Below are 15,097 nucleotides of genomic sequence, written 5' to 3' on the forward strand. Positions count from 1 at the left end.
GCCGGTGGAGGCGGTGCGGAGGGCACGCGAGTGTCTGCTTTGGACATACCCATGCGAACGAAGGACGGCGAGCAGTAGGCGCCGGAGCGCCGGCGCCACACAGGCCCGGTCCGGTGCCGCTGGGCGTCCGGTGGTCGGGCAAAGCTGTCGCCTGCCGCGTGGTCGTCCCCCGGTTGCCGCCGCGGTGGCCACGGCCCGCCGCGGGTGCGGCAAACAACCTGTCCTGCAACGCGGTTCGAACCTCTCTTTCGAAAAGCAATAACGATCACCACTCGTCAAGCGTCTTCCACTAAGGAGCCCGAAACCATGCCCAGACGCTCCGTACGGCGGCTCGTCGTGGCCGCCGCTGCCGCAGGCCTTGTTGCCGCGGCCCCGTTGATCGCGGCCCAGCCGGCATTCGCGCAGTACCCGCCCGCCCCCAATCTGACCGTCGAGGACGTGGACCTGGTCCTGGAGCTCGGCCAGGTCGTCGACTTCCTCGGGCGGGGTTTCCAGCCGAACGAGCAGACCACCGGTCGTCTCGTGCCGGTAGGCGGCGGAGGCGGCGCCGGCGGTGCTGCCGCGCTGGGCCGCTCCGCAGCGGTCCCCCGGACCTTCACGGCAGCCGACCCCAAGCCCAGCCCGTCCACGAGCCCCACCATGTCGGTCGGCGGCGGTGACGACCGGCCCATCGTGACGGTCGGTACGTGGACAGCCGACGGGAGCGGCGTCGTGGACGCGACGTTCACCGTTCCCGAGGGAACGCGGGAAGGCGCCTACTACTTCCAGCTGGCCGGCGCGGAGTCCGAGCTCGTCCTCACCGTTCGGGTGACCATCGACGCAGACGGCGACGGCGACGGCGACGACGACGACGACCACGGACGCCCCGGCGACGGTGACGACGACCACGGACGCCCCGGCAGCGGGGACGACGACCACGGACGCCACGACGGCGGGGGCCACGACGGCCGCGACGGCAACGGTCACGACGACCACGACGGCCGCGACGGCCGCGGTCACGACGACCACGACGACGACGGGGACGACGACAAGGACTCGGGACCCTCGCTGGCCGACACCGGCTCGTCCGACGGAACGGTCGCACTGCTGACCGCGACCGGCGGTCTGCTGCTGCTCGGCGGCGGCGCGCTGGTCGTCGCGAAGCGCCGGCGCAACGGCTCCCAGCGGGGTTGACGGACAGCCACCGGCACAACGGCACCACCGCGGTACGGGAGAGCTCCCGGCAGCGCCTCGCTGTCCGGGGGCTCTCCCGTGTCCGGAGACCGCGGCCCGGGACCGCCGCACAGGATCGCGGCGGGGAGTGCGGCATGGGGGCGAATCCCCCGGTGAGCCGGTGGAGGGACAGCGGCGACGGCTGCGGCGTCGTGCGAGGGTGCGGGGCATGCGCGTCGCTTTCGTGACCCCCGTGGTCATCCTGGCCCTCGCCGCCGGGGCCCTCGCACCCTCCTGTACGGCGGGCGGCGGTGCCGGCGGGCGGGATCCGGCGCAGGTCCGGGCGGCGACACCGGTCGAGCGTCTGCGAGTCGAGGTCGTCGGGACCCTGCCGCACGACCCGGGGGCATTCACCCAGGGCCTGGAGATGGCCCGCGGCGCACTCTACGAGAGCACGGGTGTCTCCGGCCGTTCGACGATCGGATGGGGCCCGCCGGGTGCCGCGCCCACCCGGCGTGCGCGACTGCCGGCGCCGCTGTTCGGTGAGGGGATCACCGTCGTGGGGCGGACCCTGTGGCAGCTCACCTGGCGCGACGGTGTCGCGATCGAGCGCGACGCAAGGACTCTCGCCGAGCTCCGCCGGGTTCCGTACGACGGCGAGGGCTGGGGAGTGTGCCACCAGCCGCGCCGCGGCCGCCTGGTGACGAGCGACGGCTCCGCCCGCCTCGTCTTCCGGGACCCCGGGACCCTCGGGAGGAAGGGCTCGGTCGTCGTCACCCTCGGCGGGCGGCGGGTGGACCGGCTCAACGAACTGGAGTGCGTCGGCGACCTCGTGTACGCCAACGTCTGGCCCACCGACCGGATCGTGCGGATCGACGCCCGCACCGGCCGTGTGACGGGGGAGATCTCCGCTAACGGCCTGATCGGCGCGGCCGAGCGGCGGCACGCGGACGCCCTCAACGGGATCGCGGCCGTCCCGGGAACCGATCAGTTCCTGCTGACCGGCAAGTGGTGGCCGACGACGTTCCGGGTGCGGTTCGTGCCCGCCCCGCACACTTCCGGCGCCGCACGGCGGAGTCCCTGAGCCGGATTCCGGCAGATGTCGTTCCACGTGTTCCGGCGGCCGTCGGCGGGTGTGTCGATGTCGGTCATGCGCGTGGCCGCCGGGAAGGACGTGACCTTCGTGCCGGCGCGGTGGACCTCGTAGCCGCCGACACCGGTGTCGTCCGTGGAGTGCTCCCACATGACGTGCACGGAGGTCGCGCTGCTCGCCTGGACGGTGACGCCGCTCCGCACGGAGGGACTGCGGGTGTCCGCGGCCCCGGCGCCACCGCCGCATGCCGCGACGAGCAGCACACGCGCACACGTCAGCACGGGGAAGAACAGGGGGCGTCGCACCGGGCTGCCTCCGTCCGCCGGGCATTGGTCCAGACCTGTATCGCACAGTCCGGCCGCGCCCGGCAAGAAGGCGGAGGGCACGGACGGGGGCGGACGGAGATGCCCGGGAGTCAGAAGGGAGAGCCGCCCCAGGGGTCCTGGCGTTCGCCGTGTCCCAGCGCACAGTCCGGCCGCGCCCGGCAAGAGGGCGGAGGGCACGGACGGGGGCGGACGGAGATGCCCGGGAGTCAGAAGGGAGAGCCGCCCCAGGGGTCCTGGCGTTCGCCGTGTCCCAGCGCACAGTCCGGCCGCGCCCGGCAAGAGGGCGGAGGGCACGGACGGGGGCGGACGGAGATGCCCGGGAGTCAGAAGGGAGAGCCGCCCCAGGGGTCCTGGCGTTCGCCGTGTCCCAGCGCACAGTCCGGCCGCGCCCGGCAAGAGGGCGGAGGGCACGGACGGGGGCGGACGGAGATGCCCGGGAGTCAGAAGGGAGAGCCGCCCCAGGGGTCCTGGCGTTCGCCGTGTCCCAGCGCACAGTCCGGCCGCGCCCGGCAAGAGGGCGGAGGGCACGGACGGGGGCGGACGGAGATGCCCGGGAGTCAGAAGGGAGAGCCGCCCCAGGGGTCCTGGCGTTCGCCGTGTCCCAGCGCACAGTCCGGCCGCGCCCGGCAAGAGGGCGGAGGGCACGGACGGGGGCGGACGGAGATGCCCGGGAGTCAGGAGGGAGAGCCGCCCCCGGGGTCCTGGCGTTCGCCGTGTCCCAGCGTCCTGCCGGGCGCGACCAGGTCCCTGACGACCCGCTTCACGGCGGTCGGCTCGGGGAAGCCCTGCTCACGGCGGTCCCAGACGACCTCTCCGTCGACCCGCACGACGAACACGCCCCCGATGCCCGGCTTCAGCGCCACCTCGGTGAGCTCGGTGCGGTCGAAGGTGCCGAGGAGTTCCTGGGCCAGCCATGCCGCGCGGGGCAGCCAGCGGCACTGGGTGCAGTACTCGATCTGCAGCCGGTGGCCTGCCGTTTCCCGCTCCGGCCCGGGTTCCGGCACCTCGTCTGCCGCGGACATCCGGCGCCCTCACCTTCCCGTGCCGCGGCGGCGCGCCGCGGACCGCTTCACCGTCGCCCTCGCCGTCTTCGCGGCGTGCGCCGCCAAGTCTGCCACCCTGCCGTCCGGGTGGCGTCCCCGCAGGTCCTCCAGGACGCGGGCCGCGCCCGCCGGGTCGCTCTCCGCCAGTGCCGTCAGCAGGGACGGGGCGCCGCCCGGCCAGCCGGCGGCGGCCTCGTCGAAGGCGTCGACCAGTGCGGTGGGTGCGGGCTCGGGGGCGCGGTCCGCGTCGGCGGCGGCCACGAAGGTCCGCATGTCCGCCGCCCAGCAGGCGTCCAGTTCCTCCAGCAGGAACGTGGCCCGCGCGGTGAGGGGCACGAGGCCCTCGTCCGCCGGTTCGCCCCGGGAGTGGAGGAGTCGGTGGGCGTGGGCGCCGGTGACGGGGTCGGTGAGCGCGGCCCGCAGGGGTCCGTCGGGGATGTACGCCCGGTCCAGCCGCTCGAACAGAGCCGTCGTCAGTGTGCGGTGGAAGTCGGCGGACTTGGCCGCGGAGGCGGCGTCCAGCAGCTCGCTCCACGCCGCGTCGGTGGCGCCACGGGCCGTCGTCCACGCGGTGACCGCCGCGGCGGCGACGGCCGGCGGCCAGTGCTGGACGGCGGCGATGGTGCGTGCCGCGTCCCAAGTGACGAGCTCGTGCTCGTCGGGGGCGGCGACGTGGCCCACGGCGAGGACGTGGCGGACGACGGCATTGCCGAGCGGGGTGAGACCGTAGGTGTCGCCGGTGCGGAAGACACAGCCGGTACGGGTCAGTGCGTCGACCACCGCGGCGAGCGCGCGGGCCGGGCCGTCGACCGCCGCGCGGTCGTCCTCGGTGAGACCGGGGATGCCGAGCAGTCCGGACAGTTCGGCGAGCGGCGGCGTCTCGTACCCGGTCGGGGCCGAGGCGGGGACGACGGCCGGGGCGTCCTCCAGGTCGGGCGGGACGGTCAGGTCGGTGTGGCCCGACGCCTTGCGGGCCACGGACTCGGGGGTGCCGCCCCGCGCGTACAGGCCGTAGAGGACGTGCGCGGCGTCGAGTGCGTACTCCTCGTCGGCGGCGCGGTCCGGGTCGGAGCCGGCGGCGATGCGCTCCACGACGGCGGCGAGGACGTCGGCGCCGAGTTCGACGAGTTCCTGCGGCGTGCCGCCGGTCCAGACGGCCTCGGCCGGTCCGGGGAAGCCGCACTGCTCGGCCAGGTCGTGGACGTCGGCGCTCCCGGCCGCCAGCGCCGCGGGCAGCGGGGCCGCGTGCAGCAGCGTCCGGATCTCACCGGGGCCGGGCACGGCGGCGGGCGGGGGCAGCGGAGTGGCGGAGTCGCCGTGGTGGTCGAGGTGTTCGTCGAGGAAGCGGTCGGCGAGGACGGCGTGCGGCAGGGCCTCGGGCCCGGGGGCGAGGCCCTCGTACGGTCCCGAGAGCGCCTCGGCGAGGCCCGCCGCCGTCCAGCGGTCGGTCAGGGCCACCGCCAGCGCCTCCAGTTCGGACGTGAGCGCCTCCTCGGGGCGGGCGGCCTCCAGGGCGGGAGTCGCGGGCAGTAGCGGCCCCGCCGGTGAGGGTCCTTCGACGTCGTGGGCGAAGGCGGCCAGCAGGGCGTCGGTGAGCCGGATGCGGGCCGCGAAGGTGGCCGCGGTGACGTCCGAGCGGTGCAGGGGTTCGGGGAGCCCCGGCCGCTCAGCGTGGGGTGCCGAGTCGAGCGCGGCGAGCCAGGCGCGTACCGCCTCGGGGTCGTCCGCCTCGACGCCGTCCGCCCGCAGCAGCGACGCGTACCAGCGGGGCCAGGTCAGATTGCGGGGGTCTCCCAGGGCCCGGACGAACTCCGGTACGGCTTCGCCGGCCGCGGTGAGGACGCGCGCGTGGCGCTTGGCGTTCAGCCGGCCCGCGTCGCGTACGCGGTCCGCAAGCGCGGTGAGCACGGACGGGACGGCGGCGGCCTCGTCCGGGCTCGCCCACAGCAGCAGCGGCAGGTCCTCGACGAGGACCCGGCGCACCAGCTCGGGCGTCGGCTCGGGTACGCCCGCGCGGCGGTCCGCGCCGTGCAGCGCCAGCAGGGTCAGTACCGCGTCCGCGGGGCGGGGCGGCAGAGCGGTCTTCCGCTCCGTCTCCGCCCAGGCGAGGAATGCGTCGAGGCCGGTGTTCAGGGCAGTGGTACGGGTCACCTGGGGAGCGTATGGGCGTTCACCGGGGCAGAGGGGCTTGCCCGTGCGGAGGATGGCCCGATCGGGCGAGGGACGGCCGCCGGAGCGCGGCGCGCGCGTTCCCCCGTACGGGCCGCACGCCGTACGGGGGACCGCACCCGGCCCGCGGGCTCCGGGACACGCCCGGCCCGCGCGGCCTCGCCGGTACGGGCCCTACCGGACCCGCACGGCTCCCGACGTGGTCCGGCACGCCGGGAGGTCTGCACCGTCATGACGGCCATGTGCCGGAAGCCGCTGGTGAACGTCCCCAAGGGCGGGAGCGTCCCGTCGACCGGTGCTTGCGGTCCGCCTCGCCCGGGCGCGCCGGATAGCCGGATCGCCGGGGCGGGATGCCGCCGGTCGTCGGGCGCGGCGTCTGCCGCTTCGCGGAACCGTGACTCGGCTGCCGCGGGCAGTTCCTCCGATCGGATGACGCGTCGCTCCGACGTGGGTGCCGGGGAGGGCAGAGGTGGTGCGTGATTCAGGTGTTGTGGGTGGTGCTGTGATGTGCGCCCGTGGGGAAGTGCCGGGGACGCAGACACGAGAGAGTTCACCGTCGCCGGGAGGTGTGCGCCGTGTTGTCGGCGCACAACCTCCCGGCGGCGGCTGCCGCGGACCCCGCTCGGGTCCGCGGCCGCCGGCCGAGGGCCGTCCCCCTCGACCGGACTACCGGGGTGTCAGGCCTGCGCGGCGATCCGCGCGAGGCGCTGGGCCTCGTCCCGCGTGGAGCGGGCGATGGCGTCCTCGTCGGCCCTGAGCAGCCGGCCGTTCTCGACGACCGGTTCACCGCCGACGAGGGAGAGCGTGACCGGGGCCGCCGCACCGAGGACGAGGGCGGCCACCGGGTCGGCGATGGAGGCGTGGGCGAGGGTGTCCAGCTTCCACAGGACCAGGTCGGCCAGCTTGCCCGGCTCCAGGGAGCCGATCTGCGAGGCGCGGCCGAGGACCCGCGCGCCGCCGTAGGTGCCCAGGCGCAGCGCCTGACGCGCATTCAGCGCGGCTTCGCGGTGCACCGGGTTGAGGCGGTTGACGAGCAGCGCGTTGCGCAGTTCGGTGTGCAGTTCGCCGGACTCGTTGGACGCGGTGCCGTCGACACCGAGGCCGACGGGGACACCGGCCTTCAGCATGTCGGGTACGCGGGCGATGCCGGCGGCGAGCCGGGCGTTGGACGAGGGGCAGTGGGCGACACCGGTCTTCGTCCGGGCGAACGCCTCGATGTCGGAGTCGTTCATGTGGACGCAGTGCGCCATCCACACGTCCTCGCCGAGCCAGCCGGTCGACTCGAAGTAGTCGGTCGGGCCCATGCCGAAGAGCTCATGGCAGAACTTCTCCTCCTCCACGGTCTCGCTGCCGTGGGTGTGGAGCCGTACGCCCTTGCGGCGGGCCAGCTCGGCGCCCTGCTTGAGCAGTTCGGTGGAGACCGAGAACGGGGAGCAGGGGGCGACCGCGATCTGCGTCATCGCGTCGAAGGAGGCGTCGTGGTGTGCGTCGATGGTCTCCTCGGTGGCGGCCAGGGCGCCCTCGAGGGTCTCGACGGCGAAGTCCGGCGGCAGACCGCCGTCCTTCTCGCTGCGGTCCATGGAGCCCCGGGCCAGGGTGAACCGGACACCCATCTCGGACGCGGCCCGGATGATGGCGCCGGAGAGGTCGCCGGACCCCTTCGGGAAGACGTAGTGGTGGTCCATCGCGGTGGTGACGCCGCCGCGGGCCATCATCGCCAGGGAGCCCTGCGCGGCGGAGTACGCCATCTGCTCGTCGATGCGGGCCCAGGTCGGGTAGAGCGCGACGAGCCAGTCGAACAGGTTGTGGTCGGTGGCGAGGCCGCGGGTGATCCACTGGTAGAAGTGGTGGTGCGTGTTGACCAGGCCGGGGGTGGCGAGGTGGCCGGTGCCGTCGACGCGTCGGACCACGTTCTCCAGGTTCTCGGGAGCCCTGCCCGGACCGACCGACTCGATGCGGTTGCCGGCGACGACGATGTGGCCGGAGGCGTACTCGGTGTCGTCGGCGTCCACGGTCGCGATCGAGCAGTTCTCGATGACGATGCGCGGGGCTGCTGCCGATGCTGCCATGGCGGTGCGTCCTTTGACTTTCGGTGGCGGTGCGGGCACGGCAGGACCCTGGAGGATTTGAGTGCCACGGCCCGGGGGCCGTGGGTGCCGAAAGGATGGGAGGACCGGGTGGGCGGGACCCGCGCGGGCGTGTCCGCCCCACGTGCACGTGTCAAGGAAACCACCTGTCCCTCATGTCCGGTACTGCCCGGTCCGGCCGGGCGGACGGACGAGCCGCGGCCGGTCCCGTCCGACGGGCGGCTCCCCGACCGCCGCGTCCGTGTCGACGGGGCGGCCGGGACGGCGGTCAGAGGTTGGTCAGGTCGACCGGGATCCGCGCCTCGGCGCCGTCCCGCAGGACCGTCGCCTCGATGAGCCCGTAGGGCCGGTCGGCGGCGAAGTAGACCTCGTTGTCGTTCTTGAGCCCGAACGGCTCCAGGTCGACGAGGAAGTGGTGCTTGTTCGGCAGGGAGAAGCGGACCTCGTCGATCTCCGCGCGGTTGTTGATGATGCGCGCGCCCATCTGGTACAGCGTCTGCTGCAGCGAGAGGGAGTAGGTCTCGGCGAAGGCGTGGAGCATGTGCTTCTTCACCTGCTCGTAGGACTTGTCCCAGTTGGGCGCCTTCTGCTCGTCGTCGGTCCAGTTGAACCGCCAGCGGCCGGAGACCTCCGTGGCCAGGATGCGGTCGTACGCCTCCCGGAGGGTCGTGTACTTGTCCTTGACGTAGCCCCAGAACTCGGAGTTCGTCGAGTTCATCACGACCAGGTCCTTCAGCCCGGAGACGACCTCCCACGACTTGCCGTCGTAGGTGATCTGGGTGACGCGGGTCTCCTGGCCCTGGCGGACGAAGGAGTGCCTGACCTCGTCGGCGCCGATGAACTTGGAGTTGGCGTCGGAGGTCGCGATGCGCTCCCAGGCGTACTCCTCGATGCGGATGCGCGCGCGGTGGATCGGCTCCTGCGAGGTCACGAAGTGGCGGGCGAGGTGGATGCCGAACTGCTCGGCGGACTCGATGCCGTGCTCCTTGGCGAACGCGTACACCGTGTTCTTGGTGGTGTCGGTCGGGAGGACGTTGGCGTTCGAACCGGAGTAGTGGACGTCCTCCATGTCGCCGGAGAGCGCGACCGAGACGTTCAGGTCCTTGATGTGGTGGGTGTCGCCGTCCCGCGTGATCTTCACGACGCGGTTCTCGGCCTTGCCGTACTGGTTCTGTCCCAGGAGTACGGGGCGGCCGGGTCGGGATGTGGCTGTCATTGTCTGCTAGCTCCCTCGGTAAACGGAGTAGCCGAACGGGTTGAGCAGCAGCGGTACGTGGTAGTGCTCGCCCGGCACGACGGCGAACGTGATCGCCACCTCCGGGAAGAACGCACCGCTGTCCCGATTCGCGGGGGCGTCCTGCTGGGCCTCGGCTTGCTTCTTCGCGAAGTACGACTCGGTCTCGAAGTCGAGCCGTACGTGGGTCGTGCCCTCCGGCAGCGCCGGCAGGTCCTTGCACCGGCCGTCCGCGTCGGTCGCGGATCCGCCGAGTGCCGTCCACCCGCCGCCGGAACCCTCGCGGGCCGACAGGGAGACGGCGACGCCCTCGGCGGGGCGGCCCCTGCTGGTGTCCAGGATGTGGGTGGACACGGACGCCGTTGTCTCGGTGCTCATGCGCTCTCTTCCTCCACGAGACGGGTGAGCCGGATCCGGTTGATCTTCCCCAGTTCGGTGCGGACGATCTCCCGCTCCTGCTCGGGCGAGTGGTCGATCCGCTCCCGGACGGCGTCCCTCATCTGCTCACCGGTACGGCCGGTGGCACAGATCAGGAAGACATGGCCGAACTTGTCCTGGTAGGCCAGGTTGAGTTCGAGCATTTCGGCCCTGAGCTCCTCGGAGGCACCGGCCATCCCGCTCTGCTCGCGGGAGGAGGTCGGGTCCCCGGGCTTCGGCCGGCCGATCGGCGGGTGCCCCGCCATCGCCTCGGCCAGGTCCTCGGCGGTCAGCTCCGCCATGGCGGCGTCGCTGGCGGCGAAGAGGGCCTCGACGGTGGCGTAGGGGCGGCGGGCGAGGAGTTCGCCGCCCCAGGCCGAGCTGGCGCACACCTCGTGCAGCACGGCCTGGGCCTCGCTGTCCGTCGAGGTGTTGAACCGGGTGAGGCCCGGTACGGAAGTCGAAGTCACGGGAGCCTCCGTGGCTGTTCTGCAAGGTGCGTCGGACGGGCTGCGGATAGCTAACGCCTTCCCCGGACAGCCCGTCAACACTTTGTTGAAATTTCCTGGGCGGAAAAGCCGCCGTCCCGACATATGGACGGCGGCCGTGTACGTGCAGTGCCCGGTCACTCACTCCGGGCGGCGTTCTCCCGGTTCAGGTAGTTGTAGACGGTGAACCGGCTGACCCCGAGCGCGCTCGCCACCGTCTCCACCCCGTGCCGTACGGAGAAGGCTCCGCGCGCCTCCAGCGTCCGCACGACCGACTGCTTCGCCTTGCGGTCGAGGGCCGACAGCGGCATGCCGTGGCGGCGCTCCATGGCGGCCAGGATGTGGTCCAGCGAGTCGGACAGCTGCGGCAGCCGGACGGCCAGCACCTCGGCACCGTCCCAGGAGAGGACGACATCGTCCGGCTGGGCCTGGTCGGGGCGGAGTATCTCCGCGCCCATCGCGTCCACCAGCGGTCTCACCGCTTCGACCAGAGGGTGGTCTCCGGGCTCGGTCACTGCTCCCCCTCCTCGTCCTCGTCCGCGCCATCGCGGACCGCCGGGGCGGCGTCCTGCTCCCCGATCACGTTGACCTGCAGCGAGACCCGGGTGGCGCCTGCCCCCAGTGCCCGGCGCAACAGCGAGTCGACCGCGGTGAGCACGGCGTCCGCCCCGCCCTCGGCCGTGTTGCCGAAGGGGCCCACGTCCACGGCGTCCAGGTGGGCCGCCTGGATGACCTCGCGGGCGACCAGCGCATGGACCGGGGCCTCGTCGAGGTCGAACGGTTCCGTCGTGAACTCCACTCGCAATCGCATGCCCCAACGTTAAGCCCGCGCACCCGGGCGCCCTCGGGCGGTGCGGGAAACGCGATCGCCTCGGCGCGAGGGCCGCCGGCCGCGGCGGCGGCTGCTCCGGTGCCGCCGGCGGGCGAGCGCGAGCCGGCGGGAGGGTGCCGCCGCACGTCGCCCGCGCCGGTTGCCGCGCCCCCTTCCCCGACGCGTCCCGGGCCGCGGCGGAACGCCCACCGGCACGGATCCGCTGGTGGGCAACGGTCGGGACTCGATGCGCGCCGCCCCCTCCACAAGCCCCGATACCCGGCGGTAATGTCGCCCCGCGCCGGGCAAGGACGGGACCGGCGGGGCGAGCGCGAAGGGGCCCTCATGGCGACCGAGACGCACACAGCCCATTCGGGCGGACCGCATGACGGGTCGGCCCATTCGGGCGGACCGCATGAGGGGTCGGCGGGCGGCGGGCCCGACGAGCGGGCGGCGCAGGAGCGCTGGCAGCGCGCCTGGAGCCATCGCGAGGACCTGCTCAGGGTGGCGCGTCGGCGGTCGATGAGCCCGGAGGACGCCGAGGACGCCGTGCACGAGGCGATGCTGCGGGCGGCCGAGAACCCCCACCTCGACGACGAGCGGCTGGGGGCGTGGCTGACGACGGTGACGATGCGGCTGTGCGTCGACCGGCACCGGCAGGTCAGCCGGGAGGCGGAGGTGAACAGCAGCCCCCGGCTGGTGGCGCCGCGGCCCGCGCCGCTCGACGAGGTCGTGTGCGACCGGGCCGAGGCCAGGTGGCTGGCCGTGCGCAGCGGAGAGCTGCCCGCACGGCAGGCGGAGGCCCTGCGGCTGAAGTCCGAGGACCTCGACGTCGGGGAGGTCGCCCGGGAGATGGGGCTGAGCTACCGGACGGTGGAATCACTGCTGGCCCGGGCCCGGCGAACGCTGCGGGCGTCGCTCGCGGGCACGCTGGGACTGGTGCTGTGGCTGCTGGGGCGCAGACCCCGGACGGGGAGCCACGCTCATCTGGTGGTCGCGGCGTCGACCGCGGCGACGCTGGCGGTCGCCGGTTTCGTCGTGCCGTACGCCGACGACGGGGACGGGCCGGAACGCCGGCCCGCCACCTCCGAGACCGCCGAGGAGTGGCCGGCGGGCGACGACCGGGGCCGGGGCGCCGACGGGCCGGCTCCCTCCGCCGGCCCTGCGGCGGCTCCCTCCGCGGGTGCGACGCGGACACCCGGCGGCAGCCGGTCCGTGCCGCTGCTCCTGCCGGACCCGGCGCTGCCCTCGCTGCCGCCGGTGCCCCCGCCCGCGGTGCCGTCGGTACCGGACGTGCCCGGGGCGCCGGAGGTCGCCGGGATCCCGGCGCTGCCCGACCTGACGGCGGCCGAGGACACCGCCGTCCGCGACGCACCCGCCCTGCCGCGGACCGCCGTCTCCGTGGACCCCGCGCCGGGCGGTTCCGGTCCGTCCCGCACCGCACCGCCCGCCCCGTCGGCCCCGGAGGACACACCCACACCCTGAGCCCCGAATACACACCCCCACCCACGCCCTCGGGCCCCGGGCGCGCACCCGCCCACGCCGATCCGCACCGGCCGCACGGCACGCGCACCGGACCCGACCGAGCAGACACCCTCCCGTTGCACCGGTGTAACCGACCGCCCCGGCCGACCCCCGCCGAAAAAAGTCGGTCCTCTCCGCGACGGACGCCCAGCCCCTCCCCGTAGAGCAGGTGTCGGAGCTGCTCAACGGCTGGAGGGTGTACCGGATGGGTGTCGAGATCCGAGTGGAGGGGCTGACCAAGTCCTTCGGCCGCCAGGTCATCTGGCAGGACGTGTCGCTGACGCTGCCCGCCGGGGAGATCTCGGTCATGCTCGGCCCCTCGGGCACGGGGAAGTCGGTGTTCCTCAAGACCCTCGTCGGGCTGCTCAGACCCGACCGCGGGTCGGTGCGGATCGCGGACCGGGACATCACCCGGCTCCGCGAGCACGACCTGTACGAGGTGCGGAAGCTGTTCGGCGTCCTCTTCCAGGACGGCGCGCTGTTCGGGTCGATGAACCTGTACGACAACATCGCCTTCCCGCTGCGCGAGCACACCCGCCGGTCCGAGGCGGAGATCCGGCGGACCGTCCTCGAGAAGATGGAGATGGTCGGTCTGATCGGCGCCGAGGAGAAGCTGCCCGGCGAGATCTCGGGAGGGATGCGCAAGCGCGCCGGGCTGGCGCGCGCCCTGGTGCTCGACCCGGAGATCATCCTGTTCGACGAGCCGGACTCGGGACTCGACCCGGTGCGGGTGGCCTATCTCAACCAGCTGATCGTCGACCTCAACGCGCAGATCGACGCCACCTTCCTCATCGTCACCCATGACATCGCCTCCGCCCGGCAGGTCCCGGACAACATCGGTCTGCTGTTCCGGCGGGAGCTGGTGGTGTTCGGGCCTCGCGAGCGGCTGCTGAACAGTGGCGAGCCCGTCGTACGGCAGTTCCTCCACGGCAGGATGCAGGGGCCGATCGGGATGGCGGAGGAGAAGGACGCCGCCCAGGTCGAGCTGGAACTCGCGCAGCTGGACCGGGGCGCGGCGGCCGGCGACGGCGGCGGCGCCCGGGTGGTCACTCCCCGCCTGCTTCCGAGCCCCGGCATCACCCGCCCGCCCCGCTGGGAGGCCATCGCACGGCGCGAGGCGGAACGGCACAGCCGCGAGGAGGTGTCGGGGACGTGAGCCTCTCCCCCACCGGAGCCCTGCGGCACTCCGGCAGCCTGTTCGCGTTGGCCCTGGACGTCCTGAGGACGCTCCCCCGGCGGCCTTTCCAGGTACGGGAGTTCATCCAGCAGGCCTGGTTCATCGCCAGTGTGACGATCCTGCCGACGGCTCTGGTGTCCATCCCCTTCGGCGCGGTCATCGCGCTGCAGATCGGCAGTCTGACCCGGCAGCTCGGCGCCCAGTCCTTCTCGGGCGCCGCCTCGGTGCTCGCCGTGCTGAGGGAGGCGTCGCCGATCGTGACGGCGCTGCTGATCGCGGGCGCCGGTGGCACCGCGATCTGCGCGGACCTCGGCGCGCGCAGGATCCGCGAGGAGATCGACGCGATGCAGGTGCTGGGCATCGACCCGATCCACCGCCTGGTCGTTCCCCGGGTGCTGGCGTCGATGGTCGTCGCGGTGCTGCTCAACGGCCTGGTGTCGGTGGTCGGGGTCGCGGGCGGCTACTTCTTCAACGTCGTCCTGCAGAACGGCACTCCCGGGGCCTATCTGGCCTCGTTCACCACGCTCGCCCAGCTGTCCGACCTGTGGGCGGCCGAGCTGAAGGCCCTGGTGTTCGGGGCGATCGCGGCGATCGTCGCCTCGTACAAGGGGCTGACGGCCAAGGGCGGCCCGAAGGGCGTGGGCGACGCGGTGAACCAGTCGGTGGTCATCACCTTCATGTTGCTGTTCGTCACGAACTTCGTGATGACCGCCGTGTACTTCCAAGTCGTTCCGCAGAAGGGCTGACCGTGGCGCTGATCGACCGTCTCGTGGGACGACCGCTGCGTTCCCTGGAGGAGCTGGGCGCCCAGCTGTCCTTCTACGGGCGCTCGCTGGCCTGGACCGGACGCACCCTCCGCCGTTACAAGAAGGAGGTCCTGCGGCTGCTGGCCGAGGTCAGCTTCGGCCGCGGCGCGCTCGCCGTCGTCGGCGGGACCGTGGGCGTGATCGCGTTCCTGTCCTTCTTCACCGGCACCGAGGTGGGCCTCCAGGGGTACGCGGCCCTCAACCAGCTGGGCACCTCCAACTTCGTCGCGTTCCTCTCCGCCTACTTCAACACGCGGGAGATCGCCCCGCTGGTGGCGGGGCTGGCGCTGTCCGCGACCGTCGGGGCCGGCTTCACCGCCCAGCTCGGAGCGATGCGGATCAGCGAGGAGACCGACGCGCTGGAGGTGATGGGCGTCCCGTCGCTGCCGTTCCTGGTGACGACCCGGATGATCGCCGGGTTCGTCGCCGTCGTCCCGCTCTACGTGGTCGGGCTGCTGTCCTCGTACTTCGCCGCCCGGACGATCACGACCGGCTACCACGGCCAGTCGGCCGGCACCTACGACCACTACTTCCAGCAGTACCTGCCGCCGGTCGACGTGCTGTGGTCGTTCGGCAAGGTGATCGTCTTCGCCGTCGTGATCATCCTGGTGCACTGCTACTACGGCTACCACGCGAGCGGCGGTCCGGCCGGGGTCGGTGTCGCGGTCGGCCGAGCGGTGCGCACCTCGATCGTCGCCGTCAACGTCCTGGACTTCTTCCTCAGCCTGGCGATCTGGGGCGCCAGCACGACCGTACGGATTGCGGGGTAG

15 protein-coding genes are annotated in these 15,097 nt (G+C 73.1%); 6 read left to right on the top strand and 9 right to left on the bottom strand.

Going from position 1 to position 15,097, the window contains the following annotated elements:
* Positions 1 to 306: 306 nt before the first annotated feature.
* Together FEF34_RS06885 and FEF34_RS06890 are read left to right on the top strand one after the other, a co-directional pair.
* On the top strand, positions 307 to 1,173 hold the full coding sequence (locus FEF34_RS06885) for an LPXTG cell wall anchor domain-containing protein (protein WP_138052331.1): 867 nt from the start codon (positions 307 to 309) through the stop codon (positions 1,171 to 1,173).
* 208 nt (positions 1,174 to 1,381) lie between these two features.
* Positions 1,382 to 2,236, top strand: coding sequence for a glutaminyl-peptide cyclotransferase (locus FEF34_RS06890; RefSeq protein WP_138052332.1), 855 nt, complete (start codon positions 1,382 to 1,384; stop codon positions 2,234 to 2,236).
* Here the strand turns inward: FEF34_RS06890 and FEF34_RS06895 are convergent.
* The 9 genes from FEF34_RS06895 to FEF34_RS06935 all read right to left on the bottom strand — a co-directional run bounded on the left by FEF34_RS06895 (position 2,140) and on the right by FEF34_RS06935 (position 10,820).
* Entirely contained in the window at positions 2,140 to 2,550 is a 411-nt protein-coding gene (locus FEF34_RS06895) for a hypothetical protein (RefSeq protein WP_138052333.1), read from the bottom strand. The two genes, FEF34_RS06890 and FEF34_RS06895, sit on opposite strands and share 97 nt — an antisense overlap.
* Positions 2,551 to 3,245: 695 nt before the next feature.
* Positions 3,246 to 3,593 carry a SelT/SelW/SelH family protein gene (locus FEF34_RS06900; RefSeq protein ID WP_138052334.1) on the bottom strand — a complete coding sequence of 116 codons (348 nt, stop codon included), beginning with the start codon at positions 3,591 to 3,593 and terminating at the stop codon, positions 3,246 to 3,248.
* A 9-nt stretch (positions 3,594 to 3,602) separates the two neighbouring features.
* Entirely contained in the window at positions 3,603 to 5,765 is a 2,163-nt protein-coding gene (locus FEF34_RS06905; protein WP_138052335.1) for a hypothetical protein, read from the bottom strand.
* A 695-nt stretch (positions 5,766 to 6,460) separates the two neighbouring features.
* Positions 6,461 to 7,852, bottom strand: a complete 1,392-nt coding sequence (locus FEF34_RS06910; protein WP_138052336.1) for an 8-oxoguanine deaminase — start codon at positions 7,850 to 7,852, stop codon at positions 6,461 to 6,463.
* 286 nt (positions 7,853 to 8,138) lie between these two features.
* Entirely contained in the window at positions 8,139 to 9,086 is a 948-nt protein-coding gene (gene pucL / locus FEF34_RS06915; RefSeq protein WP_138052337.1) for a factor-independent urate hydroxylase, read from the bottom strand.
* 6 nt (positions 9,087 to 9,092) lie between these two features.
* Positions 9,093 to 9,482 carry a hydroxyisourate hydrolase gene (uraH, locus tag FEF34_RS06920; RefSeq protein ID WP_138052338.1) on the bottom strand — a complete coding sequence of 130 codons (390 nt, stop codon included), beginning with the start codon at positions 9,480 to 9,482 and terminating at the stop codon, positions 9,093 to 9,095.
* Positions 9,479 to 9,991: a 2-oxo-4-hydroxy-4-carboxy-5-ureidoimidazoline decarboxylase gene (gene uraD, locus FEF34_RS06925; protein ID WP_171052855.1), complete on the bottom strand. Its 513-nt coding sequence runs from the start codon at positions 9,989 to 9,991 to the stop codon at positions 9,479 to 9,481. The genes uraH and uraD overlap by 4 nt, the downstream gene beginning before the upstream one ends.
* A 155-nt stretch (positions 9,992 to 10,146) precedes the next feature.
* Complete coding sequence (locus FEF34_RS06930) at positions 10,147 to 10,524, bottom strand: helix-turn-helix domain-containing protein (RefSeq protein ID WP_138052339.1); 378 nt, start codon at positions 10,522 to 10,524, stop codon at positions 10,147 to 10,149.
* The gene (locus tag FEF34_RS06935) at positions 10,521 to 10,820 is read right to left on the bottom strand and encodes a hypothetical protein (RefSeq protein ID WP_138052340.1); all 300 of its coding nucleotides are present in this window, start codon (positions 10,818 to 10,820) and stop codon (positions 10,521 to 10,523) included. Before FEF34_RS06935 ends, FEF34_RS06930 begins: the two co-directional genes overlap by 4 nt.
* Positions 10,821 to 11,165: 345 nt before the next feature.
* Here FEF34_RS06935 and FEF34_RS06940 point away from each other — a divergent pair, with 345 nt between their 5' ends.
* The 4 genes from FEF34_RS06940 (at position 11,166) to FEF34_RS06955 (ending at position 15,097) form a co-directional block, all read left to right on the top strand.
* Positions 11,166 to 12,305: an RNA polymerase sigma factor gene (locus FEF34_RS06940; RefSeq protein WP_138052341.1), complete on the top strand. Its 1,140-nt coding sequence runs from the start codon at positions 11,166 to 11,168 to the stop codon at positions 12,303 to 12,305.
* Positions 12,306 to 12,549: 244 nt separating this feature from the next.
* The gene (locus FEF34_RS06945; RefSeq protein WP_138057337.1) at positions 12,550 to 13,500 is read left to right on the top strand and encodes an ABC transporter ATP-binding protein; all 951 of its coding nucleotides are present in this window, start codon (positions 12,550 to 12,552) and stop codon (positions 13,498 to 13,500) included.
* Positions 13,497 to 14,267, top strand: a complete 771-nt coding sequence (locus FEF34_RS06950) for an MlaE family ABC transporter permease (protein ID WP_138052342.1) — start codon at positions 13,497 to 13,499, stop codon at positions 14,265 to 14,267. The genes FEF34_RS06945 and FEF34_RS06950 overlap by 4 nt, the downstream gene beginning before the upstream one ends.
* A gap of 2 nt (positions 14,268 to 14,269) precedes the next feature.
* On the top strand, positions 14,270 to 15,097 hold the full coding sequence (locus FEF34_RS06955; protein WP_138052343.1) for an MlaE family ABC transporter permease: 828 nt from the start codon (positions 14,270 to 14,272) through the stop codon (positions 15,095 to 15,097).

The organism is Streptomyces marianii (assembly GCF_005795905.1).
GTDB lineage: Bacteria > Actinomycetota > Actinomycetes > Streptomycetales > Streptomycetaceae > Streptomyces > Streptomyces marianii.

Coding starts and splice junctions, on each gene's coding strand:
- FEF34_RS06885 (WP_138052331.1), top strand. CDS start 307: ATGCCCAGACGCTCCGTACGGCGGCTCGTCGTGGCCGCCGCTGCCGCA.
- FEF34_RS06890 (WP_138052332.1), top strand. CDS start 1,382: ATGCGCGTCGCTTTCGTGACCCCCGTGGTCATCCTGGCCCTCGCCGCC.
- FEF34_RS06900 (WP_138052334.1), bottom strand. CDS start 3,593: ATGTCCGCGGCAGACGAGGTGCCGGAACCCGGGCCGGAGCGGGAAACG.
- FEF34_RS06910 (WP_138052336.1), bottom strand. CDS start 7,852: ATGGCAGCATCGGCAGCAGCCCCGCGCATCGTCATCGAGAACTGCTCG.
- pucL (WP_138052337.1), bottom strand. CDS start 9,086: ATGACAGCCACATCCCGACCCGGCCGCCCCGTACTCCTGGGACAGAAC.
- uraH (WP_138052338.1), bottom strand. CDS start 9,482: ATGAGCACCGAGACAACGGCGTCCGTGTCCACCCACATCCTGGACACC.
- FEF34_RS06935 (WP_138052340.1), bottom strand. CDS start 10,820: ATGCGATTGCGAGTGGAGTTCACGACGGAACCGTTCGACCTCGACGAG.
- FEF34_RS06940 (WP_138052341.1), top strand. CDS start 11,166: ATGGCGACCGAGACGCACACAGCCCATTCGGGCGGACCGCATGACGGG.
- FEF34_RS06945 (WP_138057337.1), top strand. CDS start 12,550: ATGGGTGTCGAGATCCGAGTGGAGGGGCTGACCAAGTCCTTCGGCCGC.